At 63.1% G+C, this 26795-nt stretch carries 31 protein-coding genes; 9 read left to right on the forward strand and 22 right to left on the reverse strand.

Annotated features, from left to right (window positions below; translation table 11 throughout):
- Window positions 1–12 precede the first annotated feature (12 nt).
- The 11 genes from ED21_RS05175 to ED21_RS05225 form a co-directional block, all read right to left on the reverse strand.
- Window positions 13–372, reverse strand: a complete 360-nt coding sequence (locus ED21_RS05175) for an iron-sulfur cluster assembly accessory protein (RefSeq protein ID WP_006832789.1) — start codon at window positions 370–372, stop codon at window positions 13–15.
- Complete coding sequence (locus ED21_RS05180) at window positions 372–875, reverse strand: SUF system Fe-S cluster assembly protein (protein ID WP_006832790.1); 504 nt, start codon at window positions 873–875, stop codon at window positions 372–374. Before ED21_RS05180 ends, ED21_RS05175 begins: the two co-directional genes overlap by 1 nt.
- Window positions 872–2101, reverse strand: a complete 1230-nt coding sequence (locus ED21_RS05185) for a cysteine desulfurase (RefSeq protein ID WP_006832791.1) — start codon at window positions 2099–2101, stop codon at window positions 872–874. The genes ED21_RS05180 and ED21_RS05185 overlap by 4 nt, the downstream gene beginning before the upstream one ends.
- Complete coding sequence (locus ED21_RS05190) at window positions 2098–2850, reverse strand: SufD family Fe-S cluster assembly protein (protein ID WP_006832792.1); 753 nt, start codon at window positions 2848–2850, stop codon at window positions 2098–2100. Before ED21_RS05190 ends, ED21_RS05185 begins: the two co-directional genes overlap by 4 nt.
- On the reverse strand, window positions 2847–3599 hold the full coding sequence (sufC, locus tag ED21_RS05195) for a Fe-S cluster assembly ATPase SufC (RefSeq protein ID WP_006832793.1): 753 nt from the start codon (window positions 3597–3599) through the stop codon (window positions 2847–2849). Before sufC ends, ED21_RS05190 begins: the two co-directional genes overlap by 4 nt.
- 11 nt (window positions 3600–3610) lie before the next feature.
- Window positions 3611–4276, reverse strand: a complete 666-nt coding sequence (locus ED21_RS05200) for a hypothetical protein (protein WP_006832794.1) — start codon at window positions 4274–4276, stop codon at window positions 3611–3613.
- Window positions 4273–4770: an endonuclease domain-containing protein gene (locus ED21_RS05205; protein ID WP_006832795.1), complete on the reverse strand. Its 498-nt coding sequence runs from the start codon at window positions 4768–4770 to the stop codon at window positions 4273–4275. The genes ED21_RS05200 and ED21_RS05205 overlap by 4 nt, the downstream gene beginning before the upstream one ends.
- Window positions 4770–6251, reverse strand: a complete 1482-nt coding sequence (gene sufB / locus ED21_RS05210) for a Fe-S cluster assembly protein SufB (protein ID WP_006832796.1) — start codon at window positions 6249–6251, stop codon at window positions 4770–4772. The genes ED21_RS05205 and sufB overlap by 1 nt, the downstream gene beginning before the upstream one ends.
- Window positions 6248–6658, reverse strand: coding sequence for an SUF system Fe-S cluster assembly regulator (locus ED21_RS05215; RefSeq protein ID WP_006832797.1), 411 nt, complete (start codon window positions 6656–6658; stop codon window positions 6248–6250). Before ED21_RS05215 ends, sufB begins: the two co-directional genes overlap by 4 nt.
- Window positions 6659–6758: 100 nt before the next feature.
- A complete protein-coding gene (locus tag ED21_RS05220) occupies window positions 6759–7670 on the reverse strand; it encodes a helix-turn-helix domain-containing protein (protein WP_006832798.1) in 912 nt (303 codons plus the stop codon).
- Between the two features lie 30 nt (window positions 7671–7700).
- On the reverse strand, window positions 7701–9515 hold the full coding sequence (locus ED21_RS05225; protein WP_006832799.1) for a DUF885 family protein: 1815 nt from the start codon (window positions 9513–9515) through the stop codon (window positions 7701–7703).
- 335 nt (window positions 9516–9850) lie between these two features.
- Between ED21_RS05225 and ED21_RS05230 the strand changes: the two genes are divergently transcribed.
- The 4 genes from ED21_RS05230 to ED21_RS05245 all read left to right on the forward strand — a co-directional run bounded on the left by ED21_RS05230 (window position 9851) and on the right by ED21_RS05245 (window position 14893).
- Window positions 9851–10879, forward strand: a complete 1029-nt coding sequence (locus ED21_RS05230) for a quinone-dependent dihydroorotate dehydrogenase (protein ID WP_034921452.1) — start codon at window positions 9851–9853, stop codon at window positions 10877–10879.
- A gap of 11 nt (window positions 10880–10890) precedes the next feature.
- Window positions 10891–12600 carry a gamma-glutamyltransferase gene (gene ggt, locus ED21_RS05235; RefSeq protein WP_006832801.1) on the forward strand — a complete coding sequence of 570 codons (1710 nt, stop codon included), beginning with the start codon at window positions 10891–10893 and terminating at the stop codon, window positions 12598–12600.
- A 107-nt stretch (window positions 12601–12707) separates the two neighbouring features.
- Window positions 12708–14510: a long-chain fatty acid--CoA ligase gene (locus tag ED21_RS05240; RefSeq protein ID WP_006832802.1), complete on the forward strand. Its 1803-nt coding sequence runs from the start codon at window positions 12708–12710 to the stop codon at window positions 14508–14510.
- 2 nt (window positions 14511–14512) lie between these two features.
- Window positions 14513–14893, forward strand: a complete 381-nt coding sequence (locus ED21_RS05245; protein ID WP_006832803.1) for a cupin domain-containing protein — start codon at window positions 14513–14515, stop codon at window positions 14891–14893.
- Here the strand turns inward: ED21_RS05245 and ED21_RS05250 are convergent.
- The 4 genes from ED21_RS05250 to ED21_RS05265 all read right to left on the reverse strand — a co-directional run bounded on the left by ED21_RS05250 (window position 14890) and on the right by ED21_RS05265 (window position 17391).
- Window positions 14890–15381, reverse strand: coding sequence for a hypothetical protein (locus ED21_RS05250; RefSeq protein ID WP_006832804.1), 492 nt, complete (start codon window positions 15379–15381; stop codon window positions 14890–14892). The two genes, ED21_RS05245 and ED21_RS05250, sit on opposite strands and share 4 nt — an antisense overlap.
- Window positions 15382–15413: 32 nt before the next feature.
- Complete coding sequence (locus tag ED21_RS05255) at window positions 15414–15941, reverse strand: hypothetical protein (RefSeq protein WP_006832805.1); 528 nt, start codon at window positions 15939–15941, stop codon at window positions 15414–15416.
- Between the two features lie 61 nt (window positions 15942–16002).
- Window positions 16003–16974 carry a sulfur carrier protein ThiS gene (gene thiS / locus ED21_RS05260; protein WP_006832806.1) on the reverse strand — a complete coding sequence of 324 codons (972 nt, stop codon included), beginning with the start codon at window positions 16972–16974 and terminating at the stop codon, window positions 16003–16005.
- A 12-nt stretch (window positions 16975–16986) separates the two neighbouring features.
- Window positions 16987–17391, reverse strand: coding sequence for a MerC domain-containing protein (locus ED21_RS05265; RefSeq protein WP_006832807.1), 405 nt, complete (start codon window positions 17389–17391; stop codon window positions 16987–16989).
- A gap of 143 nt (window positions 17392–17534) precedes the next feature.
- On the opposite strand from ED21_RS05265, the gene ED21_RS05270 reads away from it, so the two are divergent.
- The 4 genes from ED21_RS05270 to rpsI all read left to right on the forward strand — a co-directional run bounded on the left by ED21_RS05270 (window position 17535) and on the right by rpsI (window position 20098).
- The gene (locus ED21_RS05270; RefSeq protein ID WP_006832808.1) at window positions 17535–18557 is read left to right on the forward strand and encodes a COX15/CtaA family protein; all 1023 of its coding nucleotides are present in this window, start codon (window positions 17535–17537) and stop codon (window positions 18555–18557) included.
- On the forward strand, window positions 18554–18868 hold the full coding sequence (gene cutA / locus ED21_RS05275; RefSeq protein WP_006832809.1) for a divalent-cation tolerance protein CutA: 315 nt from the start codon (window positions 18554–18556) through the stop codon (window positions 18866–18868). The genes ED21_RS05270 and cutA overlap by 4 nt, the downstream gene beginning before the upstream one ends.
- A gap of 226 nt (window positions 18869–19094) precedes the next feature.
- Window positions 19095–19574: a 50S ribosomal protein L13 gene (rplM, locus tag ED21_RS05280; RefSeq protein ID WP_006832810.1), complete on the forward strand. Its 480-nt coding sequence runs from the start codon at window positions 19095–19097 to the stop codon at window positions 19572–19574.
- The gene (gene rpsI, locus ED21_RS05285) at window positions 19574–20098 is read left to right on the forward strand and encodes a 30S ribosomal protein S9 (protein WP_006832811.1); all 525 of its coding nucleotides are present in this window, start codon (window positions 19574–19576) and stop codon (window positions 20096–20098) included. The genes rplM and rpsI overlap by 1 nt, the downstream gene beginning before the upstream one ends.
- 98 nt (window positions 20099–20196) lie before the next feature.
- Here the strand turns inward: rpsI and ED21_RS05290 are convergent, their stop codons facing one another.
- From ED21_RS05290 to ED21_RS05305, 4 genes are all read right to left on the reverse strand, one after another.
- On the reverse strand, window positions 20197–20394 hold the full coding sequence (locus ED21_RS05290) for a hypothetical protein (RefSeq protein WP_006832812.1): 198 nt from the start codon (window positions 20392–20394) through the stop codon (window positions 20197–20199).
- 68 nt (window positions 20395–20462) lie between these two features.
- The gene (locus ED21_RS05295) at window positions 20463–21323 is read right to left on the reverse strand and encodes a metallophosphoesterase (RefSeq protein WP_006832813.1); all 861 of its coding nucleotides are present in this window, start codon (window positions 21321–21323) and stop codon (window positions 20463–20465) included.
- Window positions 21313–22170, reverse strand: a complete 858-nt coding sequence (locus tag ED21_RS05300; protein WP_006832814.1) for a diacylglycerol kinase family protein — start codon at window positions 22168–22170, stop codon at window positions 21313–21315. The genes ED21_RS05295 and ED21_RS05300 overlap by 11 nt, the downstream gene beginning before the upstream one ends.
- A 39-nt stretch (window positions 22171–22209) precedes the next feature.
- Window positions 22210–22476, reverse strand: a complete 267-nt coding sequence (locus ED21_RS05305) for a hypothetical protein (RefSeq protein ID WP_006832815.1) — start codon at window positions 22474–22476, stop codon at window positions 22210–22212.
- A 202-nt stretch (window positions 22477–22678) separates the two neighbouring features.
- On the opposite strand from ED21_RS05305, the gene ED21_RS05310 reads away from it, so the two are divergent.
- Window positions 22679–22969 carry a UrcA family protein gene (locus tag ED21_RS05310; RefSeq protein ID WP_198005816.1) on the forward strand — a complete coding sequence of 97 codons (291 nt, stop codon included), beginning with the start codon at window positions 22679–22681 and terminating at the stop codon, window positions 22967–22969.
- An 88-nt stretch (window positions 22970–23057) separates the two neighbouring features.
- Here ED21_RS05310 and ED21_RS05315 read toward each other — a convergent pair whose 3' ends face one another.
- The 3 genes from ED21_RS05315 to ED21_RS05325 all read right to left on the reverse strand — a co-directional run bounded on the left by ED21_RS05315 (window position 23058) and on the right by ED21_RS05325 (window position 26625).
- Window positions 23058–23795 carry a LytTR family DNA-binding domain-containing protein gene (locus ED21_RS05315; protein ID WP_006832817.1) on the reverse strand — a complete coding sequence of 246 codons (738 nt, stop codon included), beginning with the start codon at window positions 23793–23795 and terminating at the stop codon, window positions 23058–23060.
- Entirely contained in the window at window positions 23788–25008 is a 1221-nt protein-coding gene (locus ED21_RS05320) for a sensor histidine kinase (RefSeq protein ID WP_006832818.1), read from the reverse strand. The genes ED21_RS05315 and ED21_RS05320 overlap by 8 nt, the downstream gene beginning before the upstream one ends.
- A gap of 99 nt (window positions 25009–25107) precedes the next feature.
- Window positions 25108–26625 carry a fumarate hydratase gene (locus tag ED21_RS05325; protein ID WP_006832819.1) on the reverse strand — a complete coding sequence of 506 codons (1518 nt, stop codon included), beginning with the start codon at window positions 26623–26625 and terminating at the stop codon, window positions 25108–25110.
- Window positions 26626–26795 lie beyond the last annotated feature (170 nt).

The following is a 26795-nucleotide window of genomic DNA, read 5'->3' on the forward strand; positions in this document are numbered from 1 at the left end:
CCTCGCCTGCGATCAGACCATGAAGCTTTCGCCGCAGCCGCAGGCGCCCTTGGCGTTGGGGTTCTCAAACACGAAACCGGCGGAGAAATCGTCCTCCACCCAGTCCATCGTGCTGCCGACGAGGTAAAGCACGCTGGCGCCGTCGATGTAGAAAATGCCGCCGGGCGTTTCGATCTTCTCGTCGAACTTGGTTTCCTCGGTGACGTAATCGACCGAATAGGCGAGACCCGAGCAGCCGCGGCGCGGGGTGGACAGCTTTACGCCGATCGCATCCTCTGGCGCCTTGGACATGAGTTCGGCAATCCGCTCCTCCGCGCGCGGCGTCAGGATCACGGCGGCCTTGGGTGCGGGGCGGGTGGTGGTCTCGCCCATCACAGCATCCCCAGTTCGAGGCGCGCTTCGTCGGTCATCTTGTCGGGGCCCCAAGGCGGGTCCCACACGAGATTGACTTCGGCATCGCGCACACCCGGCACGCTGGCAGCGCGCAGTTCGACTTCGCCCGGCATGGTTTCGGCGACAGGGCAGTGCGGGGTGGTGAGCGTCATGATGACCCTCACATCGCATTCGTCGTCGACCTCGACCCCGTAGATCAGGCCCAGATCGTAGATGTTCACCGGAATTTCCGGATCGTAGATCTCCTTCAGCGCGTCGACCACCGCCTGCTGCAGCTTGCCACCCGCGCCGGTTGCGCCTTCGGCTTCGGGCTGCTTGGCGAGGAAGCCTTCGAGGTAATCGCGCTTGCGCTCGAGTTTTTCGCTCGCCGTTTCGTCGGGGTCGATGGCATCTTCGACACGCGCACGGGGCGGCTTGCCGACAATCGTATCTGCCGGCGAGGGGGCGGCGATGAAGTCCTTGTCGTCCGAGGGTTTGTTCATCCGAAAATCCTCCGGGTCCTTTCAATTCCGCGCAGCAGCGCGTCGATGTCGCTTTCGTCGCTGTAGAGACCGAAACTCGCCCGCGCGGTGGCGGGGATGCCGAGATGGGCCATCAGCGGCTGCGCGCAATGGTGTCCGGCGCGGATCGCGACGTGTTCTTCGTCCAATATGGTGCCGAGATCGTGCGGGTGAACCCCGTCGAGCGCAAAAGACACGATGCCCGCGCTTTCTTCGGGGCCGAACAGTGTCACCGCATTCAGCTTGCGCAGTTCGTCGCGCAGCGTGCGAGCAAGTCCCGCCTCGTGGGCGAAGAGTTTGTCTGGGCCCAGCGCGTCGACGTAATCGATCGCCGCGTGGAGCGCGATCGCCTCGGTGATCATGGGGGTGCCCGCCTCGAAGCGCTGTGGGGGCGGGGCATAGGTGGTCCCGCCGAAGGCCACGGTCTCGATCATCGCGCCGCCGCCCTGATAGGGGGGCATGTGCTCGAGCAGTTCCTCGCGTGCCCAGAGCACGCCGATGCCGGTCGGGCCGTAGAGCTTGTGGCCGGAGAAGGCGTAGAAATCGCAATCGAGCTCCGCCATGTCGAGCGCCATGCGCGGCGCGGCCTGGCAGCCGTCGAGCAGGATCTTGGCGCCGACCGAATGGGCAAGATTGGCTGCTTTGCGCGCGTCAAGGACCGAACCCAAGACGTTCGAAATGTGCGCCAGGGAAACCAGTTTGGTTCGCGGTGTCAGGAGCGCTTCGAGCCCGCCGAGGTCGATTTGACCGTCTGGCGTCAGTGGGCAAACCTCGATTTGCGCTCCGGTTCGCTCGGCAAGCATTTGCCAAGGCACGATATTCGAGTGGTGTTCGAGCGTGGAGAGGATGATCCGATCACCCTCGCCCAGCCGGGTCATGCCCCAGGTCGCAGCGACGAGGTTGATCGCCTCGGTCGCACCGCGCACGAACACCACCTCGTGATCGGATGTGGCACCGATGAACTCCGCCACGCGACGGCGGGCGGCTTCATAGCCCAGCGTCATCTGCGCCGAGCGGCCATAAACGCCGCGATGCACGGTCGCGTAGTCGCGGCCCAGCGCGCGGCTCATCGCATCGACCACGGATTGCGGTTTCTGCGCCGAAGCGGCGGTGTCGAGATAGTGCCAGACCTCGCCTTCCGGCGTCACGAGGCCCGGGAAATCGGCCTTTTGCGCCGAGACATGCGAAAGGGTGGCGATCTCGCTCACAGGTGCTTGTCCAGCTTGTCGAGCGCGGCTTGCAGCAGGCGTTCCTGCGCCTCCTCGTCATCGAGCGCCACCAACGCATCGCCGATAAAGGCTTGCACCAGCAGGCGGCGCGAAAGTTCGGGAGTCAAGCCGCGTGCCGCCATGTAGAAGCGCGCACTCTCGTCGAGCTGGCCGACGGTGGCGCCGTGGGCGCATTTGACGTCGTCTGCAAAGATTTCCAGCTGCGGCACGGCGTTCACGCTCGCACCCTTTTCGAGCAGCAGGCCCTTGAAGTCCTGCGCGGCGTCGGTCTTCTGCGCGTGGCGCACCACTTCGATTTGCCCAAGGAAATTGCCCGCGCCGTTGCCCCAGTGGACCGCCCGAACGGTCTGGTTGCTGGTTCCATCGGGCTCGGCGTGGGTGGTCCGGGTGACGAATTCGCGTACAGTGTCGCGTCCGCCGACCGTGATGCCGCCCATCTCGAAATGCGCGCCCTTGCCGAGGGTTACCTCAACTTCGACCCGCGCGTAATCTGCCGAAGCAATGACGCCAAACAGTTCGAACCGCGCGCCTTCACCGACATTCACGCGCAGGCGGGTCACTTCGGTTTCGCCGGAATTTTCTTCGGTTACGAGCAGCAGTTCACGCGCGCTCTCGCCCGCCGCTACATCTATTTGGCGCCATGCAAGGTCGCTGTCGCGCAAGCGGTCGACCGCGGCATAGCGCCACGCCTCGTCCTTGCGAGTGGGGAGAGTCGCGACGTCGCTCATGCCGGCTCCGCCATCACCGCGTCATAGCCTTCTTTTTCGAGCCGCACGGCAAGTTCGGGGCCGCCGGTCTTCACGATGCGGCCCTTGCTAAGGATCGAAACCTTATCCGGCTTCACCACTTCGAGCAGGCGCTGGTAGTGGGTGATGAGCAGCACGGCCTTGTCAGGCGCGCGCATGATCGCATTGATCCCTTCACCCACCACCCGCAGCGCATCGATGTCGAGGCCGCTGTCGGTCTCGTCGAGTACGGCGAAAGTGGGGTCGAGAATACCCATCTGGACCATCTCGGCGCGCTTCTTCTCGCCGCCCGAGAAACCAACGTTCACATTGCGCTTGAGCATGTCCATGTCGAGCTTGAGAAGGCCCGCCTTCTCCTTGGCCAACTTCAGAAATTCGCCGCCCGCCAGCGGCTCTTCTCCGCGGCCCTTTCGCTGGGCATTCAGCGCCTCGCGAAGGAATTGCACGTTGGAAACGCCAGGAATTTCCACGGGGTATTGGAAACCGAGGAAGAGGCCCGCCGCGGCACGCTCGTGAGGCTCCATTTCGAGCAGGTTCTTGCCATTAAAGCTGATCGAGCCTTCCGTTACCTCGTAGCCGGGACGGCCGCCGAGGACATAGGAGAGGGTCGATTTGCCCGCACCGTTTGGCCCCATGATTGCGTGAACCTCGCCCGCCGCCACTTCGAGAGTGAGGCCGTTGAGGATTTGCTTGCCGTCGATTTCGGCGGTCAGGTTCTTAATTTGCAACATAATCTGTCCGGTCAGCTCGCGGGCGAACTGCTGTTTATCTCGTTCATGACGTAGGCGGCGGCGGGACAGGCATCGAGTTCGAGCATCATCGCCCCGGTTAGCCGCCCGAGTTCGGTTCGATAGGTAAGAAGCGCGCGTCTATCATCCTCGCTATATTCGTCCTTTGCATGGATCGCGCGAATCCGCGGCGCCGCGCTTTTGGCGTAATCCTGGCGCTTCTCGCGAAGGGTCTCGATACTGGCGACGCATTCGGCGGTCTTGGCATCGGCGAGGATTTCCTGCCGTTCTTCCGCCGTGATGACGGTCGCCCCGCTGACCCGATCAAGACCGGCACCGCGTTCGACATGGATCCGGCGCAGGGTTTCGAACACATCAGCGACCGTCGCCGGGGGCGTTTCCGTTGTCTTGTCACGCCGAGCGAGGAGCGCGTTTGATTCCGCTTCGAGTTTTTCCGCCCGTTCGGCGCAGCGCACCACGTCGGCGCGGTACTGGCTCTCGAAACCGAGGCCGTCACCGATGACGTAGGATCCGCTCCGCAAGCACAGCTTGTAATCGTCGACGAAGCCACCGATCAGCGCGGGATATTCCAGTTCCCACCCTGTATCGTACTCGGCTTCGATCTTCGTTGCAGACTGTTGCGCAAAAATCAGGCTGGCGGCGGCGAGAGCGGTAGTCATGAGGGAACTCCTCGCGACGATGCGTTATGGGCGGCGCGCCTTTCGCGCTTGTCCGCGATGCGGCTGCGCATGCCGAGAGTGATACGCTGAAGGACGGCGTCCATATCCTCGAGGATGTCCTTGGCGGCGATGCGCATCACGCGGATGCCGACCGCCTCGAGGCTCTTGTCGCGGCGCTTGGCGAGCGTTTCGTCCTGCCCTTCCTCGTCGATCATGATCGCCATGCCGAGCTTGTGGCAGTTGAAATCGACGATCGCGCTGCCGACCACAGCGTGGCGCTTGAAGGTGAAGGGGCCCATGTCGGCCTTGGCGAACTTCTCGGCGAGTGCCTTGTGTGCCTCGGTCGAGTGCCGCCGCATATCGCGCGCCTGCTCGTGCAGCGCATCGAGCCGCTTCTCCGAAATCTCCCACCCGCGGCCCTTCTTCTTCAGCGCGGGTGCCGTGTCGGCGGTCTCCGAAGGATCGCGCAGTTGGAGGGTCTTGCGATCGGTCATCACCCCACACTCCCCTCAAGCGAGATCGCCAGCAGCTTCTGCGCTTCGACGGCGAATTCCATCGGCAGCTCTTTCAGCACCTCTTTCGCAAAACCGTTGACGATCAGCGCGATGGCTTCCTCGTCGTCGAGGCCGCGCTGCATGGCGTAGAAGAGCTGGTCGTCGCTGATCTTGCTGGTGGTCGCCTCGTGCTCGATCTGCGCGCCGGGATTCTTCACTTCGATATAGGGCACGGTATGCGCGCCGCATTCGTCGCCGATCAGCAAGGAATCGCATTCGGTGCGGTTGCGCACGCCGTCGGCATTGGCCGCCACGCGCACGAGGCCGCGGTAGGTGTTGTTCGACTTGCCCGCCGAGATACCCTTGGAGATGATCGTGGAGCGACTACCCTTGCCGTTGTGAACCATTTTGGTTCCCGTATCGGCCTGCTGGTAGTTATTTGTAACCGCAACGGAATAAAATTCGCCAACGCTATCTTGGCCGTTGAGCACGCAGCTGGGGTATTTCCACGTCACCGCGCTGCCGGTTTCGACCTGCGTCCAGCTGACCTTGCTGCGTGCACCTTGGCAAAGTGCGCGCTTGGTGACGAAATTGTAGATCCCGCCCTTGCCGTTCTCGTCGCCCGGATACCAGTTCTGGACGGTCGAGTACTTGATCTCGGCATCGTCCAGCGCGACCAGCTCGACCACGGCGGCGTGAAGCTGGTTTTCATCGCGCATCGGCGCGGTGCAGCCTTCGAGATAGCTGACGTAAGAGCCCTTTTCGGCAACGATCAGCGTGCGTTCAAACTGGCCGGTATTTTCGGCGTTGATGCGGAAATAGGTGGAAAGCTCCATCGGGCAGCGCACGCCTTCGGGCACGTAGACGAAGGTGCCGTCGGAAAAGACCGCGCAATTCAATGTCGCGAAGAAATTGTCTTTCTGCGGCACGACCTTGCCGAGCCACTTCTTCACCAGCTCGGGATATTCGCGGATCGCCTCACTGATGGAAAGGAAGATGACGCCGGCCTTCTTCAACTCCTCGCGGAAGGTAGTGGCGACGCTGACACTGTCGAATACCGCGTCCACCGCGACCTTGCGCGCGCCCTTCACCCCGGCGAGCACTTCCTGCTCGGCAATCGGGATGCCCAGCTTCTCGTAAGTCTCGCGGATCGCCGGATCGAGTTCGTCGAGCGATTCCAGCTCGGGCTTCTTTTTCGGCGCGGCGTAGTAATAGGCGTCCTGGTAGTCGATTTCCGGATAGCCCAGCTTCGCCCAGTCCGGCTCCTCCATCTCCTGCCACATACGGAAGGCCTTGAGGCGCCAGTCGAGCATCCATTCGGGCTCGTTCTTCTTGGCCGAGATGAAGCGGACCGTATCCTCGGTCAGCCCCTTTTCGGCAAATTCGGTTTCAATGTCCGAAGACCAGCCGTGTTCGTATTCGGCCGCCTTGGCGGCGGCTTCCTTCGCTTCGCGGTCTTGGATGTCCACTTGCTCGTTCACGCGAGTTCCTTTTCCTGCGCCAGTTGCACGAGGCTGATGCCAGCCAGCGCGCTGCGCAGCGTTTCGTTCACCAAGGGCCAATGCGGCCGCACCCGGCAATCGTGATCGACCGAGCAATCGCTGCCTTCGATACACGCGGTGAGCGCAATGGGTCCCTCGACCGCCTCGACAATATCCGCCAGCGTGATTGCTGCCGCCGGGCGCGCCAGCTGCAATCCGCCGCCCGCCCCGCGCACCGAGCGCAGCAGGCCCGCCGCGGTCAGCTTGCTCACCAGCTTCTGCACCGTTGGCGCAGGCAGGCCGGTTTCAGCCGCCAGTTCGGACGCACTGACCCGGCCCCCGCCGCAATGGCGGGCTGCCTGGCTCATCGTGACGACAGCGTAATCTGCAAGGTTCGAAAGGCGCATGGCGTTAAATCGGACGATATCGTTCCGATTAGTCAGCTATGAGCGCGGCGGGCCGATTTCAACGGAAAACCGCCTGTTGCGAGTCGTTAGCATCTAGGCGTCAGTCGGGTTTGCGGCCCAGAGCTTCGTCCTGATTGCCGCCGAACAAGTCGACGGATCCATAGCCGGCACTGCCCAGAGTGTCCTTCACTACGGAGCGCTCCTTGGGCTGCAAGCGGCGCGGGGTCCGCCCCGTGAAATGACGGATTTCCTTGATCATATGCGCCTGATCGTAAAACGCCTCGCGGATTTCCGCTTCGAGCTTGGGCGAAAGCTCGGGCATCGCGAGCAGGGTGGCCGCGCGAATGGCGCGATAGCGGCGAACCAGTCGCACTGGAGGCTGGCCGAAAAATTTGGTGACAAGACGCTGCACCTGCCGTTCCGAATAAGGCAGCGCGGCGTAGAGAGTTGCCAGTTCCGGCTTGAAGGACGAGGACAGCCATTCAAGCGTTCGGTCGATGACCTGCTGGTGCCTTTCGGACAGCGGCGAGATGCCCTCGGCAACGATGGCAGCCAGTTCGTCGAGCGCCTCCCGTTCTCCGAGGCCACCGGCGTGGAGTTGGGTAACGAGGTCGTAAACGCGCGCCGCAAGTTCGTCCGACAGCACCTTTTCGACCGGCAGATAAGTGTCGCAATATTTATCGACGGGGAGACCGGTCAATGCCGCCCAGCCACGGAAATTGAGAGAAACGCCAAGCATTACCGTGTGCGGTTCAAGCTCGAACCGGTGCGCCTGGGTCAGTGGGCATTGAAAAAAGGCGGCTCCGCCCCGCCCTACATCGCCAGAAGAAAAGCGCATCTTGCCGCCGCCCCGCACAGTCACGACGAGCTGTCCCGAGTAGGCGGGCATGTTGTCTTCGACCAGTTTGTCACCGGTCCGCAGAACATAAAGCGAATTCAGATAGGTCGCGATATCTGCCGGTGATTCCACCCATTCAAATGCAAAAGGTTCTTTGTTTTCCTCTTCGCTCATCCAGTTTGCGCCCCCGCTTGGTCCACCATCTTATTGCAGGCCCTGGCGCCGCGCTATCCAGTCGTTCACGTTTTCCTTCATGATCGAGAGCGGCACCGGGCCGTTGGTGAGGATTACATCGTGGAAGGCACGGATGTCGAAATCGTCGCCTAGTTCCGTTTGCGCGTGTTCGCGCAACTCCATGATCTTCAGCTTGCCGATCATGTATGCGGTCGCCTGTCCCGGCATCACTACATAGCGCTCAATCGCTTTGCGGATGTCCCCATCGGGATTGGGCGTATTTTCGGTGAGGTATGCAATCGCCTCCTCACGGGTCCAGCGCTTGTGATGGATGCCGGTGTCGACCACCAGGCGGCAGGCGCGCCACAGCTCCATGCCGAGCCGTCCAAAGTCGGAATAGGGATCGGTGTAGAAGCCCATGTCCTTTCCGAGTTCCTCCGAATAAAGCCCCCAGCCCTCGCTATAGGCCGTCACCCCGCCAAAGCGCCGGAAAGGCGGAACATCGCCGAGCTGCGTCTGGATCGACAGCTGCAGATGATGGCCGGGCAGTCCCTCGTGGTAGGCCAGCGCTTCCAGTTCGTTGCGGCTCATGTCCTTGAGGTTGTAGAGATTGACATAATAGGTGCCCGGACGCGAATTGTCGGGTGCGGGACGCTGGTAAAAGGCTTTGCCGGCGCTCTTCTCGCGAAAGGCCTCGACCGGCTTGATGACCAGCGGATCGGTCGGCAGCGTCGAGAAATACTCGGGCAGCTTGGCCTCCATCGCATCGAGCTTGGCCTCCGCATCAGCGAGATAGGCTTCGCGCGTGTCGTAAAAGAAGCGGTCGTTTGTGCGGGTGTACTCGAAAAACTCCTGCAGCGAGCCTTCGAAACCCACCTGCTCCATGATCGCACGCATCTCGCCATGGATGCGGGCCACTTCGCGCAGTCCGATCTGGTGGATCTGGTCGGGGGAAAGATCGGTCGTCGTGTAGCTCGCGAGCAGCGCCTTGTAATAGGCGGCCCCTTCCGGGAAGCGCCAGATACCGTCGTCGGTCGGCGCCATGACCTGTTGGCGCTTCATTTCGGCAAGCAGGCTCTCGTAGGCGGGGCGGGCGGACTCGTTCCACGCCAGCTCGCCTTGCGCTACTAGTGCCACTGCATCCGCCGCCGTAAGATCGAGCGCTTCGACCTTGCTGCGAAAATCCTCCAGAATTGCGTTGTCATTCCGCGCCGCAAGAAGGTTCTCGATATCGGAGATGACATGGGGATAGACCCAGTCGGGCGGCATGATGCCCCTTTCCGCCCGCTCGCGCGATTGCGCGGTCAATGCTTTGATCGACGTGCCCAGCCCCTCAATGCGAGCAGCGTAGGCCTCGGCATCCGACGCATCGGAAACACGGTGGATGTTGATGAGGAAAGCGGGGAGGCTGCTCTGGGCCCCCCTCATCTGGTCGAACACGTAGCTGTATTCGCGATAGGGGAAGCGCGCCGCGCTCCGCTTCGCCATGGCGTCGAACAGGCGGTAGCTGAGCGCGTCCTCGCGCGAGAGCGTCCCAAGATCGTAGGTCTCGCGCATGGCAGCTGCCGTTGACTGGAGCAGTGCCTGCTCCTGCCGCGCAGCCTCATCCGAAACATCGTCCCAGCGCGCGTAGTCCTCGTCACGAATGCCGCGATAGGCCTTGCTCATCGGGGACAGGGCAAGCTGGGCGTTGTCGTAATCGGTAAATAGCTGGCCGAGCGTTACGTCTGCAGGGACCGGGGCAATGTCGCTTGAAACGGTGTCTGCCGGAGCGCGGTTCGTAGCGCAGGCAGAGAGGGCGACCAGCGATGCGCCCATGATGATTATTTGTGCGAAACGCTGCATTACCCGGTTGCTCCTGCTTTGCTTGGATAGGCAAAGAGCATGCGAGACGCTGACAGTAAATGTAAAAATCCGCCATCGATGGTACGACCCAATGCGGACGTTCAAAAAAAGGGCGGCCCCGAAGAGCCGCCCTCTATAGGTGAGAACTCGTTGCATTGCTGCCTCGAGTCCTTCGGGTCGCAAAAATGGTGATAACCGAGGATCGTTTTTTTTGATTGTATGCACGCGACAACTTGTAACGCGAAACGCAACTTTGACGGAATTTTACAATAGTGTGCCATCGGGGAACAGCGGCGCGATGGACAGTCCGGCGGGTGTGAGCCATAGGCCGCCTCATGCTGTTCGATCTCGCCCGCCCTGCCCTGTTTTCCCTCGATCCCGAGCGGGCTCATGGCCTTACCCTCAAGGCGCTCCGCCTGACTGCTGGCGGCCGTCCCGCGCCCGCCGGAGCCCTGTCCACTGAGGTTGCAGGAATACGATTTCCCAACCCTCTCGGCATGGCTGCCGGTTTCGACAAAGATGCCGAGGTGCCCGACGAACTGCTTGGCCTCGGCTTCGGATTCGCCGAAGTCGGGTCGATCACGCCGCGCCCGCAGGCTGGCAATCCGAAGCCGCGCCTGTTCCGGCTGGTTGAGGATCGTGCCGTCATCAACCGGATGGGTTTCAACAATGGCGGGGCCGAGATTGCGGCCCGGCGCCTCGTCGCCCGGCAGGGTCGCCCCGGGGTGGTGGGCGTCAACATCGGTGCCAACAAGGACAGCGAGGACCGGATTGCCGATTACGCCACGATGGCGCGGGTCCTGGCCCCGCTGGCGACCTATCTCGCGGTCAATATCTCAAGCCCCAACACGCCGGGGCTGCGCGCCCTGCAGGACGAAAGCGCGCTGACCGGACTGCTCGACGCCGTGTTCGAGGCACGCGGCGAGGACGGGCCGCCGGTCTTCTTAAAGGTCGCCCCCGATCTCGAACCGGCCGATATCGACGCGATCGCCCGGATTGCCGCCGAAAAGAAACTCGGCGCGTTGATCGTTTCCAACACCACCATCACGCGCCCACCCCTTCGTTCGCGCTATGCGAAAGAGGCCGGCGGACTCTCGGGCGCACCCCTGCGCGACCTTGCCCTCCAGCGGGTGCGCGATTTCCGCACGGCAACCGGCGGGGCGATCCCGCTCGTCGGCGTGGGCGGGATTGCGAGCGCAGAGGATGCCTGGGCGCGGATCAAGGCCGGGGCGAGCCTCGTCCAGCTTTACAGCGCGATGGTCTATAAGGGGCCGGGCCTGCCGCGCCGGATCACGCGCGGGCTCGAAAAACTGATGCGCCGCGAGGGCTACGCTTCGATTGAACAGGCGGTCGGAAGCGAATAGCCATGCCTCCCATGCTTCGCGCCCTCCCCTTGTCGCTCGCCGCCCTCGCTCTGCCGGGCTGCATTTCCTACACCCAGGCCGGACCTGCGGCAGAAGCATCCGCCTTCACCGGTGCCGTCAGCGCGGCCGACCCGCGCGCCGAGGCTGCGGGCGAGGAAATCCTGCGCAGGGGTGGCAGCGCGACCGATGCCGCGATCGCGGTGATGCTGGCGCTCACCGTGGTCGAGCCGCAAAGCTCAGGGATAGGCGGTGGCGGCTTCCTGGTGCGCGGGCAAGCCGATGGAGCGGCCACCACTTTCGACGGCCGCGAGACCGCGCCTGCGGGCGCGACACCCGACTGGTTCCTCGACGAGGCGGGCGAGGTCCTGCCCTATATGGAGTCGGTCCGCAGTGGGCTGAGCGTGGGCGTGCCCGGCAATATTGCGCTGGCCGCCAAGGCCCACGCCGCGCACGGGCGGCTCGAGTGGGCCACGCTGTTCGAACCGGCAGTCCGCCTCGCGCGCGAGGGCTTCCGCATCAATCCGCGCCTCAACAACTCGCTCGAAAGCGCGAAGAACCGCGCGGCCTTCAGCGCCGAAGGCCGCGCGCTCTTCTTCGATGCCGAAGGCGCAGCGCTGCCGGTCGGCACGTTGGTGCGCAACGAAGCGCTTGCCCGGACTTTCGAGGCGCTGGCCGCGCGCGGGCCTGAGGCTTTCTATGCGGGCGAGGCCGCACGGTTGCTCGCCACCACCATCGCCGCCGACACCCCCCGCGACGGCGCGATGACCTACGCCGACATCGCCTCCTACGACGCGAAAGAGCGCGACGCGGTCTGCACGCCCTACCGCGCATATCGCATCTGCTCGATGGGGCCGCCGACCTCGGGCGGGATCGCGGTGCAGCAGATCCTCGGCCAGCTCGAACGCTTCGACCTGGCCGCACTGGGCGCGGACAATCCGGTCACCTGGCACCTGTTCCTCGAATCACAGCGGCTCGCCTATGCCGATCGCGAGATCTACCTCGCCGACAGCGATTTTGTCTCCGTGCCGGTCGCAGGCTTGCTTGATCCCACTTACCTCGCTGAACGCAGCGCGCTGATCTCGCCCGACCGCTCACTGGCCGATCCGCAGGCCGGAAGCCCCCGCGGCGCACCGTTGGCGCTGGCCGATGGCGACGAGCCGGTCGAGAACGGCACCTCCCACTTCGCGGTAGCGGACAGCGCAGGCACCATGGTCAGCTACACTTCGACCATCGAGGGCGCCTTCGGCTCGGGCCTCATGGTGGGCGGATTTTATTTGAATAACGAACTCACCGACTTCAGCCGCTCGCCGCAGGTTGACGGGCGGCTGGTGGCCAATCGCGTCGAGGGCGGCAAGCGCCCGCGCAGCTCCATGTCCCCGACCGTGGTCTACGATCCGGAAGGGCGGCCTTTCATGGTCGTGGGCGCAGCCGGTGGCAGCACCATCCCCGTGACCACGGCGCGCGCGATCATCGGCGCTATCGATTTCGGGCTTTCCGCAGAAGGATCGCTCGGCCTACCCTTCACCATGGCCTTCGGCAGCCGTGTGCTGCTGGAAGAGGGAACCTGGCTGGAATCGTCTGCCGAGGCCTTCCGCGCACTGGGGCACGAGGAACTGATCATCCGCGCGGCCCCTATCAAAGGTGGCGCGCTGTTGCACAAGGCGGGCGAATGGCAGAGCGCCCGCGACCCGCGTCTCGAGGGACAACTCGAACTCCCCTGACAAGAGCGCGGCTCCACTTGCCGTAGGCGCGACGGGAGCTTAAGCCCCCGCGTTCCGTTGGTCGCAAAACAAAAGAATAGAACAAAACTTTCGCGAGGAGCCTGCCTGTGCTGTCGGATATCGACTCCGCCAATAACCTGGTCGAACTTTTCCTGAAACGCGCCGATGAGCGCCCTGATCGGGCCTTCCTCGGAGCAAAGCGCGACGGCGAATGGCAGACGATGAGCTGGGCCGAGGCGGCCGACCGCGTGTGCCTGCTCTCCGAAGCCCTGCTCGGCCTTGGCCTCAAACACGGCGACCGCGTGTGCCTCGTTTCCGAAAACCGTCCCGAATGGTGCATCGCAGACCTTGCGATCATGGCTGCTGGCTGCATCACCGTTCCCGCCTATGTCACCAACACCGAGCGTGACCACGTCCATATTCTCGACAATTCGGGGTCCAAGGCGGTCATCGTCTCGACCGAAAAGCTGCTCGGCCCTGTCCATGGCGCCCTGCAAGCGACCGGCATTGCCGACCATGTCATCGGCATCGAGGACCTTCACCGCCAGCAATCGGGCAGCTTCGGATACCAACAGTGGGACGCGCTGGTCCAAGGCGACGCTGCAGCGGCGCGCAAGGCGGTCGAGGAGCGGATTGCCCATATCGGTCGCGGCGACATCGCTTGCATCATCTACACCAGCGGCACCGGCGGTGCCCCACGCGGCGTGATGCAGCACCACGGCGCCATCCTGTGCAATATCGCGGGCGCAGCCGAGATCCTGATCGAGGATTTCGGCATCGACGACGAGGAACGCTTCCTCTCCTTCCTGCCCGCCAGCCACGCATACGAGCATACCGGCGGCCAGTTCCTTCCCATTAGCGTGGGCGCGCAGATCTATTATTCGGAAGGCCTCGAAAAGCTCGCCAGCAATATCGAGGAAACCAAGCCGACCATCATGGTCGTCGTCCCGCGCCTATTCGAAGTACTGCGCACGCGCATCATGAAGCAGGTCACCAAGCAGGGTGGCCTAGCCGAAAAGCTGATGAACACCGCGCTCGAAGTCGGCGAGCGCCGCGCCGAGGGCAAGAAGCAGTTCGGCGACGGGCTTAAGGACGCCGTCGTCGGCCGCCTGCTCAAGTCCAAGATCCGCCAGCGCTTCGGTGGCCGGATCAAGGCGATGGTTTCTGGCGGCGCGCCGCTCAATCCCGAAGTCGGCATCTTTTTCGAGAGCATGGGTCTCACCATGCTGCAGGGTTACGGCCAGACCGAGGCCGGGCCCGTCGTCGCCTGCAACCGCCCGGCCGCCGGCATCGCCATGCACTCGGTTGGTCCGGCCATGCGGGGGGTCGAGGTTAAGATCGCCGAGGATGGCGAGATACTCTGCCGCGGCGAGCTCGTCATGCACGGCTACTGGCAGAACGACGCCGAGACCGAGCGCACGATCAAGGACGGCTGGCTCCACACCGGCGACATCGGCCATCTCGACGAGAAGGACCGCATCGTCATCACCGACCGCAAGAAGGACATGATCGTCAACGACAAGGGCGACAACATCGCTCCGCAAAAGGTCGAGGGGATGCTGACGCTGCAGCCCGAGATCGGCCAGGCCATGGTGGCGGGCGATAAGCGTCCTTACATCGTCGGTCTGATTGTGCCCGACGCCGAATGGGCTCTCGACTGGGCCAAGGCGAACGGCAAGAAGTTCGACCTCAAGACGCTGCAGGACGATCCCGAATTCTGCACCGCGGTGCGCAAGGCGGTCGACCGGGTGAACAAGGATCTCTCGGTGATCGAAAAGGTCCGCCAGTTCACCTTCGCGGACGAGGGTTTCACCATTGAGAACGAGGAAATGACCCCCTCGATGAAAATCCGCCGCCACAAGATCAAGGACCGCTATGGGGAGCGGCTCGACGGGCTTTACCGCAGCTAAATATGCGAAATGCAGCGATAATCCTCGCCGGCACCCTTCTGCTGGGCGGCTGCACCACGCGGCAGCATATCAGCGACGCGCTGCCTTCGGCGCTCGAAGCGGGCTGGGAGGGCGAGCGGGTCTGCACGCTCCAGCACCAGACCGACACACACCGCGTGCTTCGCTGCACCTTCCCGCCGGGCGTGGGGCATGAACGGCACTACCATCCGCCGCATTACGGCTACGCGCTGAGCGGCGGCACGATGCAGCTCACCAGCGAAACCGGCACGCGCACAGCGACGCTGGCGACGGGTTCGAGTTATTCGAGCGACGGCGTGGAGTGGCACGGGGTGGTCAATGTGGGCGAAACCACGGTGACCTACCTAATCGTGGAAGAGCTTTAGGCCTCTTTTAGAGTCTTTAAACACGTCAAATCGGAAGTGAGATTTCGCACTTGGTCGCAAATTGAGCGACTATCGTTGCTCGCTTGTCGAAGCAGCTCTTTTTGGTCTTCTTGAGTCCAGAGTCGGTCAGGGGTCACATCTTTCTCGTCTCTAGGCAAATGGCGGGTCACGATGACCATCTGACCCATCGCATCGAAAAGTGTAGTGACAGTCGCATGGGCTAGCAGATGACGGAAATGTCGATTTGTGGACCACCGATCAATGCGTTTGTCGAGCGCTTTGCATTTCCTAGTGCCAACTTTCTGTAAACGGTTGCGGACCTCGTTAAGCGAGGACAAAGAACCGTTGGCAATTGGAAGCTCCAGCGCGACAGACAATCTGCCCAAAGCTTGCTCTGCTTTAGCAAAGTGATCGAGCACCAACCCCATCCATTTGTGCGGTTCAATGTCTCCTTGAATCTGCGATTGGACTTTTTGTTGAACGGTCATACGTTTGAACTGTGATCAGTCCGCCAAGACTGTCATGCAGACACTTCCTCGATGAACTCCGGGAAGAAGCTAGGCGCTCGGTCGCTCCACCCCGGTGCGGTTGCGGCGGCTTCGCTCAGGCTCTGCAGGAGCATCTTGCGACGTTCGGGGCGGATCTGCGGGAGCGCGGCGGCGGCGCAGAAGGCGCTTGGTAGCCAGGGGCGGGCCTCGGGACCGAGCAGGCGCTCGTAAAGGAAGCGGAAGGCCGAGAAACACTCGATGCGCTCCTGCGCGAGGTCGAAGGCCGCGACGCGGGTGATCTTGCCGATAAAGCTCTCGATCGCGTCGAAGCCCGATTCGTGCGGGATCGCGCCGCGCAGGGCCTTCAATTCTTGATAGGCGACATACTGGCTGCGTATCGCGGCGGTTTCGCCCTGCGTGCGGCCCCAGATGCGGAACGCGTCGCAGCGGCTGAGGCCGATATCGAGGCTGCGCCGGATGTAACGCTGTTCGGCCGCGGTGAAGCTGGCGAACTCGCGCATTTCGGCAATGGTCAGCGATGCGGCATTGGTAACGGCCATGATTCGATTCCCTTCGTCGAATCACAGTCTCCGCTAAGATGGTTAATTTTTGATGGTGGGGTTAGATAAGTCCCGCCAGCGGGCTCGAGGGATCGGCGTATCTGCGCCGACCCATGCGTCCTGCAAGGTAGGCATCGCGCCCGGCCTCCACGGCCAGTTTCATCGCGCGCGCCATGCGGATCGGGTCCTTGGCCTCGGCGATTGCAGTATTCATCAGGACACCGTCGCAGCCGAGCTCCATCGCCACCGCCGCGTCCGAGGCGGTGCCGACGCCTGCATCGACAAGCACCGGCACACTCGCGCCCTCCACGATCAGGCGGATGGTAACCTGGTTCTGGATGCCGAGACCCGAGCCGATCGGCGCGCCCAACGGCATGATCGCCACCGCGCCTGCCTCTTCCAGCTGCTTCGCCGCGATCGGATCGTCGACGCAATAGACCATCGGCAAGAAGCCTTCCTTCGCCAGCACCTCGGTCGCCTTCAGCGTTTCGCGCATATCGGGATAGAGCGTTTTCGCCTCCCCCAGCACCTCGAGTTTCACGAGGTCCCAACCGCCCGCCTCGCGCGCGAGGCGCAGCGTGCGGATCGCGTCGTCGGCGGTGAAGCAGCCGGCGGTGTTGGGGAGATAGGTGGTTTTCTTGGGGTCGATGTAATCGGTCAGCATCGGCGCCTTGGGATCGCTGACGTTGACCCGGCGCACCGCCACGGTGACGATTTCCGCCCCGCTCGCCTCGAGCGCGGCAGCGTTCTGCTCGAAATCCTTGTATTTTCCCGTGCCGACGATGAGGCGGCTCTTGAAGGTCCGGCCCGCCACGCTCCACGTGTCGTCGGCCTGCCCACCGCCCACGAAATGCACGATCTCCAGCGTATCGCCTTCGGCAAGCGCGTGCTTCTCCAGCTCGCTGCGCGGCGCGATCGTACCGTTATGCTCGACCGCCACCTTGGCAGGATCGAGTTCGAGCTCGCGAACGAGCTGGGCGATGGAGGTGGCGGCGGTGCGGCGGCTTTCGCCGTTGACGGTCAGGGCAATCATAGCCCCCGCCACTTAGTCCCCGCAGCGCTCCTTGCAAGCGGTGGAGTGGCAATGACGCATATTGAGGATGTGGCCGAGCGAGACCAGCGCGACGCCGATGATCGTCAGCACCGCTTCCTTGTAGCCATGCGGCACGGCCAGCGCCGCGCCCATGAAAGTAAGGCCGGTCATCGCGATCACGAAGGGCATCGCCATCCGGTGGCGCAGCGCGCCCCAGCCGATGGCGACCGCCGCGACAAGGGTCGCGACCACGAGGCCCCAGCGGTGGATATCGGGTGCGAGGAAGAACTCCCCGCCGATGCCGAGGCCCGAAACGAGCACGATGCTGGCGAGGCAATGCAGCGCGCACAGGCCCGACAGGCCGATACCGATACGGTCCAGCCGCTGGCGAATCGGATTGATGGCGCGTTGCAACATGTCACGATAGATATGTGATAGTATCACCTGTTACAAGAGCGGGTTGCAAAAAGGAACGCAGTTCGTCGCTTGCGGCGCGCGCTACGCCGATTGAACCATTTGCACTTGCGAAATGACGCGCGCGCGGCAAACAGACGCAGCCCATGACCGAGAGTGTTTCCCGCGCCCGCCCCAACCTGCTGGCCAGCTGGCTTTTCGCCGTCGCCGCGCTTGTCGTGATCATCGTCACGGTGGGCGGCATCACGCGCCTTACCGAAAGCGGCCTGTCGATCACCGAGTGGAAGCCGCTCCTTGGCGCTCTCCCGCCGATGAGCGAGGCCGACTGGCAGGCCGAGTTCGAGCTCTACAAGCAGATCCCCGAATACACCCAGATCAACGGGCCGGCGGGCATGGATCTGGAAGCCTTCAAATCGATCTACTGGTGGGAATGGATCCATCGCCAGCTAGGCCGCCTGATCGGGCTCGCGCTGGCCGTACCGCTGGCGATCTTCGCGGTGCGCAGGATCATTCCGCAGGGCTACTTTTGGCGGCTCTTCGCGCTCGTCGCACTCGTCGGCCTGCAGGGCAGCTTCGGCTGGTGGATGGTCGCCTCGGGCCTCGAGACGCGTACCGATGTCAGTCATTTCCGCCTCGCCATCCACCTCTGCACCGCGCTGATCCTGCTGGGCGGCCTGGTCTGGACCGCGTTGGACCTCAAAGCGTTGGCCAAGGGCGACAGCCACCCTGCACGCCTGCGCCCGGTAGCGATCTGGACCGGGACCATCCTCTTCGTGCAATTGCTGCTCGGCGCCTGGGTGGCGGGGCTCAACGCGGGGCTTGCGTCGGACAGCTGGCCGCTGATGCAGGGCCGCTTCCTACCCGAATTCGACAACGCGCGGGGCCTGTTCTGGGCGATGGCCCATGACCCCTTCCTCATCCACTGGATGCACCGCTGGTGGGCCTGGGTCGCGGTGGCGGCGCTGGTAGTCATGGCGCGAAGGGTAAAGCCGGTGAACCGCAAGGCGTCGATCGCCATCCATGCGGCCTTCGGAACCCAGATTCTGCTCGGCATCGCGACGGCGATGAGCGGCGTCGAATTCCACCTCGCGGTGCTGCACCAGCTGGTAGGAGCCTTGCTGGTCGCTGCATACGCTTGGGGCGCGCACGCCCTCGGACGGAGTGCATGACGGCGCTGATCTACTGCCCCTTTCCTGACAAGGAAAGCGCGGAAGCCATCGGCACGACGCTGCTCGATGAGGGGCTGGTCGGCTGCATCAATATCGGCGGTCCGATCCGCTCGCTGTACGCATGGGCGGGCGAGCGCGGCGAAGGAGAGGAAACTCCGGCTATTCTCAAGACCGACGCGGCGCTGCTGCGGACGGCTATCGCGCGGCTGGAGGTCTTGCACCCGTATGAAAGCCCGGCAATAGCGGGATGGCCCTGCGAGGCGGGCGCAGCAACGCGCGAATGGCTGGCGGGGCTGAACGAGGGGAAATAGAATATGGTCGCTTGCCGGAGAGTTATGGCGATGCCTCTACTCGGCCCAGCAACCGGGTAATCGCTCTTGGGGTATTATTTTACCCCACCCGAGACCCGCAGAAACGCTTGACGAATCGCCCCTGCACCTCCATTTGGCGCTCGCTTAGCGGTTCCGGCGACGGGGCCGCGCAATCGTTTGGCGCCAACAGCACGGCGCTCTAACTCGAGCAAACGGACATTCAGCCATGAAGGCTCTCACCAAGGTGACCCAGTCGGCCAAGCCGGCAGAGGTCGAAAAGGACTGGCACATCATCGACGCCGAGAATCTCGTCGTTGGTCGCCTCGCCGTCATCATCGCCAATCACCTGCGCGGCAAGCACAAGCCGAGCTACACCCCGCATGTCGATTGCGGCGATCACGTCATTGTCATCAACGCCGACAAGGTGAAGTTCACCGGCAAGAAGATGGACGACAAGATCTATTACAAGCACACCGGCCACCCGGGCGGCATCAAGGAAACCACCCCGAACAAGGTTCTGGGCGGCCGTTTCCCCGAGCGCGTCCTCGAAAAGGCCGTGCAGCGCATGATCCCGCGTGGGCCCCTCGGCCGTGCGCAGATGAAGGCGCTCCACCTCTACAACGGCACCGAGCATCCGCATGAGGGCCAGAAGCCCAAGACGCTCGACGTCGCTTCGATGAACCGCAAGAACAAGGCTGTTGCATAATGGCTGACGAAACCAAGAACGACACCGTCTCGGATCTCGCCGATCTGAAGGACATCGCTGGCGACGCGCCCCAGGGCGATTCGGCAGACATCGCCGCCAAGGCCGACGTTCCGCTGCGCGAGCAGGAGCTCGACGCCCAGGGTCGTGCCTATGCAACCGGTCGCCGCAAGGACGCCACCGCGCGCGTCTGGCTTGTTCCGGGCAGCGGCAAGATCACCATCAACGGCAAGGACCAGGAAGTCTACTTCGCACGTCCGACCCTGCGTCTCGTGATCGATCAGCCGTTCGCCATTACCGAACGCCAGGGCCAGTACGACGTGGTCGCCACCGTCAAGGGCGGCGGTCTCTCGGGCCAGGCCGGTGCAGTCAAGCACGGCATTTCGCAGGCTCTCGCCAAGTACGAGCCGGCCCTGCGTTCGACGGTCAAGGCCGCCGGCTTCCTCACCCGTGACAGCCGCGTGGTCGAGCGTAAGAAGTACGGCCGTGCCAAGGCACGTCGTAGCTTCCAGTTCAGCAAGCGCTGATTTTGGGGCGCTGAGCGCCTCGAACCGGAGCTTACCGGATACGAAAAGGGCGGTCCCACGCGGGGCTGCCCTTTTTCTTTGCGTGCTTTTGAGAAAGCTCAGCGCTGGATCATCATGATGCCCCACGCGAGCCCGGTTCCGAAAATGAACACCGGCCACGACCACCACAGCTCGTACTGGTAGATTTCCGCGCGGAAAATCATGAGCTGGCCGCCGCGCGAACCCTGGCTGCCGATTACCAGCGCGACTACGAAGGCGAGAATGATACCGAGCGGTACAGCCTTGATGAATTCCATAGCGCCTGCCCCGATTAAGACCTGCAGGAATCGGCTCAAAGCGGTTGAGATTCGCCTAGCGGGGCTGGTTAATGCACCGGAGGGTCGACGCGCGGGACTTGCCGCACGGGCGCGACCGCCTCGCCCGGCTCGCGGGGGGGCAGGGCGTTTTCGGGCACATCGTCGATCTGCATATCGCGCGTCTCGACGTGCTCGAGATTGCGGACTGAAACGGATAGCGTCGCGCCATCCCATTCGATCTCGTTGAAACTGGGCGGGGTCGAGCGGGTACGCTTCGAAAGCGTGCCGGCTCCGATCATGCGGACAGGCCCTTCCTCGGTGCTCTCCATGATATCGAAGGCATCGTGGACATGGCCGGAAAGTACTGCCTCGACCGGACGCTTCGCCAGTGCAAGCAGGGCCTTGTCGCCGTTCTTGGTGAGCGCGGTGCCTTGCGTACCCACCTCGCGAAGCGGATGATGCACGGCAACAACCGCACGTGTGCCTTCGGGCAAGGCGTCGATGGCTGCGAGGCATTTTGCCAGCGCGTCATCCGTGACCCAGCCCTTCGACCAATTGAGCCGCGGCTGTGCGCGCACGGCGGTTTTCAGCGGGACGATGGCCAGGCAGCCGAGATCGATTTCCTTTTCGACCTTTTCCTCCATCCCGCGAAACCGCTTGTACGGCGCGAAGAAGCGCTCGATCGGGTTGAAATAGGGCATGTCGTGATTGCCCACTTCCACCGTGACCGGGGCTTCGAGCGAGTTGATCCAGTGCGTCGCCGCTTCGAATTCGCGATGGCGGGCGCGCATGGTCAGGTCGCCAGTTATGGCCACCGCGTCGGGCCGCTTCTCGGAGATTTCCTGCTTTACCCAGTCGAGAGCGCGGTTGTTCTCGAGCCCGAAATGAATGTCCGAAAGGTGGAAAATGCGCCGTGCGTCAGAAGCCATGATGCGTCGCTAGCAGATCGACCTCGCAAGGGGCCACCGTGAACTTCGCGCGTGACGGCAAGGTCGCCGGTTCGCCATCAATCAGGACTTCGAGCGGGCTCCCGTCGCAGGTCTCTAGCTCCAGCTCGTCGACAAGGCCGAGGCGGGTGTGGGGACCTTCCCGGAAATTACGCCGTAGCAGCGCCCAGCTTTGCTGGAGGAATTCACCAGCCCCTTCGGCATGGAAAGCATCGAGCTGGATACCGCGGTGGCTGAGCGTGAACTCGATGAGCGGGTAGCCTTCTTGCTTTCCAACCTTCGGATTAATGCAACGAACCATTGCGCCTCCAGTCGTCTCTGCAACAGCTTCACTCGCGCCCTCCGCTATACCCGACAGGTCAAGATCGCGCATGGCTTCACGCACGCTTGCCCAAGAGGTGCCGGGGCCTGCGAGCAACCCCGCCAGCGCATCGCCAGCTTCACAGCGCGCCATGAGCGGGCGCACAACCCGAGATGCGCCGCTTGCAATGCGCTTGATAATAGTTTCGAGCGGCGCCTCGGGGCCATGCAAGCGCTTGCTCAGCAGATTCATCGTGCCACCCGGAAGCACGATGATCTCGCCGCCCCAGCCGGACAGTTTGGTGATGGCGGCGTTCAAAGTCCCGTCGCCAGTAAAGATCGCTATGCGTCCTATACCCTCGGCTGCCAGATCGCCTGCGGAGGGCAACTCATCATCCGGGAAGCCGATCATTCGCGAAATAGCGAAACCCTGGTTGCGGCAGTGGTTCTCGATTGCGGCAACGGCTTGGTCGGAGTTGCTACCCGAACGCGAATTCGTGAGCAGCCATATCGGTTTATCGCGGGACATGCTGCAAAAGCGCGCGCTCCCCGGCGTGGTTCCCGGCACTCATATCCGGCCGCTCAGCACCAACCATGCAGTGGCGAAATTGAACAGGGAATAGATGCCGTAGGCAATCGCCATCCCGTCCCATCCATTGGCCGTCAGCAACATGGCGGCGAGCAGGATCACGAACTCGAATCCCAGTGAGAAGCGCCCCTTGCCCGATTTGTAGAAGGAGGGAAGCGCATCGAGCATCGGATGGCGGCTTTCCAGGACCGCCTTGTGGACGGCGAAATTGCCGATTCCGAACAGGAACAGGAGTATGACCAGCATGGGGGGAGGATAGTCTTGCCATCCGCAGATTGCCAATGGCGCTTCGTCGGCGAAACTCGGCCTTCCATCCAAAACGCCTCGGCACCGGTCGATTGCCACGTGCAATTACAGTTGTAGCTGGTCAATACAGTTCTCGCGGCGGGCCCTCTTCCCCAGTCCCCCAGACCCCAATCGGGCCCGCCGCAAACCTGGAGAGATGACCATGAAAGTCCTTATCGCAGCAGTAGTCCTCGGCAGCATCGCCGCCCCCGCGATGGCCGAGAAGGTGAGCTTCGAAATCGAACATCGCGACCTCAACCTGTCGACGGCCGAAGGCCAGAAGGCGCTCGATCGCCGCATCGACAGCGCAGCCCGGAAGGCGTGCGGAGTCGATGCCAGCGCCACTGGAACCCGCATCCGTTCGAGCGATGCGCGCATCTGCTACCGGGAAATGCGCGCCAAGGCTCGCAAGCAATTCGCCGCGCTTACCGTGAGCGAAAAGAAAGGCGGCTGACCCGACAGTCTGCCAGCCTTGCGCCCCGGCCGGACTGCAGTCCCCCGGCCGGGGCGTTTTTTCATCTGGAATCCAAAACGATGCAGCCTTAGCGGCCGGCCATCGCCTTGACCTTGGGCAAATAGGTCCGCCCGATCCGCAGCGCTTCCCCGTCGTCCATTTCTGCCGACCACACACCCAAGCCATCGTGCCTCAAGCCCTTGATACGGTCCTTGCGGAGGATGGTGGAGCGATGGATGCGAATGAACGTCGCCGGATCGAGCCGCCTTTCGAGGCCCGCAATCGTCTGCAGCAGCAGGTAGGAACGGTCCTCCACGTGAAGGCGCACATAGTCGCGTTCGGCGTCGATGCGCGACACTTCCTCGGTGTCGATGCGGATCAGCTCGCTGCGATGGGGTATCCATAGTTCCTTGAGCCACTTGCTCGCTTCGCCGTTACCCTCACCGCGGCGCGCGAGTGCGCGCTGTATCGCGCGTTCGAGGCGTTCGGGTTTCACGGGCTTAAGCACGTAATCGACCGCGTCAATGTCGAAGGCCTCAACGGCGTAATTGTCATGCGCGGTCACGAAAATCACGGCGGTTCGTTGCTTCTGCTTTGACAGCGACTTGGCGACCGACAGGCCGTCGACTTCCGGCATGGTCATGTCGAGCAGGATGAGATCGGGTTCGAGCGCCTCGACCAGCCGCAGCGCCTGCGCCCCGTCACTCGCCGTGCCGACCACGTGGAGGTCGGCCATCTTGGCGCAGATCACCTGCATGCGTTCGACCGCCAGCGGTTCGTCGTCGACAATCAGCGTACGCAGCGTTTCGGAGCTTTCTTCAGCCATGCCTCACCATTGGTAGCCTGAGTTCGGTTTCATAGCCCCCGATACCCGTTCCGGAGGCGATCGTCGCCTCGCGGCCGAAACGCGCTTCGAGGCGGTCGCGCACATTGGCAAGGCCGATGCCGAAGCCGCCGGTGTGGCCCGAGGGCAGGCCCGGACCATCGTCGCTCACGCGCAGCACCAGCCGGCCGTATTCCTCGCGCGCGACGATGCTGATGGTCACGGGGCGGTTGCTGGCCGAAACGCCGTATTTGACCGAATTTTCCACGAGCGGCTGGAGGATCATGCCCGGCACCTTGAGCTGGCCCAGTTCCGGAGGCAGGTCGACATGGACCTTGAGCCGGTCGGGGAACCGCACCGCCTCGATCTCCAGATAATGTTCCTGCAGGTCGATTTCGTCGTCGAGGCTGACGTCGCCAGTCGAATCGTCGGCCAGCGAGTGGCGGTAGAAGCGCGAGATCGACTGGATCATCTCCTCCGCCCGGTCTTCTTTGCCGGTCATCACCAGTGCGGAGAGCGAATTGAGCGTGTTGAAGAGGAAATGCGGGTTCACCTGGTAGCGCAGGCTGCGCAATTCGGCGGCCTTGGCCGCGCTGCGGAAACGCTCGCCGCGGCGTTCGGCGGCACGGGCACGCGCTCCGGCAACGATGGCGAGGTACAGGGCCGCCCAGGCGAGCAGGAGGAAGTACCGGCTCAGCGCGAGATCGGTCAGGCGCCGCCAGTAATCCGCCAGCGTCGGCGCGGGTTCGATCACGATCGAGGCCGAAGGAGCAGGGGGCGCATTGTCCGCGCCGGGTTTCGACCCGTCTCCCGTCATCTGCGAGGGCACATCGAGCAGCAGGTTGCCCGATTCGTCCCGGCGGATGTTGAGACCGCGCTGTTCGCCGATCTTCTGCCGCACTTGGTCTTCGATGGGGGCGAAAACCATGGTGTTGATCTGCGCGATCGCGAGTGAGGCAGGGAGGGCGGCGACCAGTGCGATACCGACCTTGAGCGCGAGGCTGCGTTGGTCGAACAGGCGCAGGAACAGCCACAGCAGGACAGTCACGCCACCGCCGGCGACACAGACGACCAGGCGGCGCCACAGGAGCTCGTCCTGCAGCTCCAGCCCGACCACAACGCCGCGCGCGGTGATCAATATGAAATACGCGGTCCAGAGGCCGAGGATGGAGAAAAGCACCACCTTGGCCGATACGCGCGGCGACTCGTTATTCATCTGAGGTTCACTGTTCAAAACAGGCTTTTTTTGCCCTACGCAGGCGCGCTTGGCCAGCGCCGCCATCGACGGCGCTAGGGCGTTGGTCGAGCGCTAATGCTATTCGGCCGGTTCGACCTCGCCTCGCGCAATTTTCTCGCGCCATTTGGCAGGGGCCAGCGTATGCACATTGTTGCCGCGCGCATCCACCGCCACCGTAACAGGCATGTCCTGCACCTTAAATTCGTAAATCGCTTCCATGCCGAGATCCTCGAAGGCCACGACTTTGGCGCCCTTGATCGCACGGCTCACGAGATAGGCCGCACCGCCGGTAGCCATAAGATAGGCAACCTTGAAGCGGCTGATCACTTCGACTGCATCATGCCCGCGCTCGGCCTTGCCGATCATCGCAAGCAGGCCGAGGTCGAGCATCATTTCGGTGAACTTGTCCATCCGCGTTGCCGTGGTCGGACCAGCCGGGCCGACGACTTCGCCCATCACCGGATCGACCGGGCCAACGTAATAGATCGCGCGGCCCTTGAAATCGACCGGCAGTTCCTCGCCCTTTTCGAGCATCTCGTGAATGCGCTTGTGCGCCGCGTCGCGCCCGGTGAGCATGTTGCCCGAAAGCAGCAGGCGGTCACCATGCTCCCAGCCAGCGACTTCTTCGGGCGTAAGTTTGTCGAGGTCGACGCGCTTGGCCGCCGCGTCCGGCTGCCAGGTGACGTCGGGATATTCGTCGATATTGGGCGGATCGAGATAGGCCGGGCCAGATCCGTCGAGCGTGAAATGCGCGTGGCGCGTGGCGGCGCAGTTGGGGATCATCGCGACCGGCTTGCCCGCCGCATGGCAAGGCGCGTCGAGGATCTTCACGTCGAGGACGGTGGAAAGGCCGCCCAGCCCCTGCGCGCCGATGCCCTGCGCGTTCACCGCGTCGAAGATGTGGATTCGCAATTGCTCGAGATCGGTCTGCGGCCCTCGCTCTTTCAGCTGGCCCATGTCGATCGGGTCCATGAGGCTGAGCTTGGCGAGCTTCATGCAATGCTCCGCCGTGCCGCCGATTCCGATGCCGAGCATGCCGGGCGGACACCACCCTGCACCCATCGACGGCAGTTGCTCGACCACCCAATCGACGATGTTGTCACTGGGGTTCATCATCTTGAACTTGGACTTGTTCTCGCTGCCCCCGCCCTTGGCGGCGACATCCACGTCGATCGTGTCGCCCGGCACCATTTCGACCGAGAGCACGCTGGGCGTGTTGTCGCGCGTGTTGCGGCGCGTGAAGGCCGGATCGGCGAGGATCGAGGCGCGCAGCTTGTTGTCGGGATGGTTATAAGCCTGGCGCACGCCTTCATCGACCACTTCCTGCAGGCTGCGGGTCGTGTCGAGGCGGCAGTTCATGCCCCATTTGATGAAGACGTTGACGATACCCGTATCCTGGCAGATCGGGCGATGACCTTCCGCGCACATCCGGCTGTTGGTGAGGATCTGCGCAATTGCGTCCTTTGCCGCCGGACCTTTCTCCGCCTCATAGGCTTTACCCAGCGCGCGGATGTAATCCATCGGGTGGTAGTAGGAGATGTACTGGAGCGCGTCCTTCACGCTCTCGATAAGGTCTTCTTCCTTGATGACCACCATGTCGCTCATCGCTGCCAATTCCCATGTTGCAGATTTGCGCTCCCCGATAGGCGCGTTTGCGGCCATCGGTCAAAGCGCTTGGACACAAGAGGTCTTGCGCCTAAGGCAACCGGCGATTGGCGCGCCTCCCGACCACAGGGCTTGCCAAGCCGTGTTATCAATGTAATACA

Origin of the sequence: Erythrobacter sp. SD-21 (assembly GCF_000181515.1) — a bacterium.
Lineage (GTDB): Bacteria > Pseudomonadota > Alphaproteobacteria > Sphingomonadales > Sphingomonadaceae > Qipengyuania.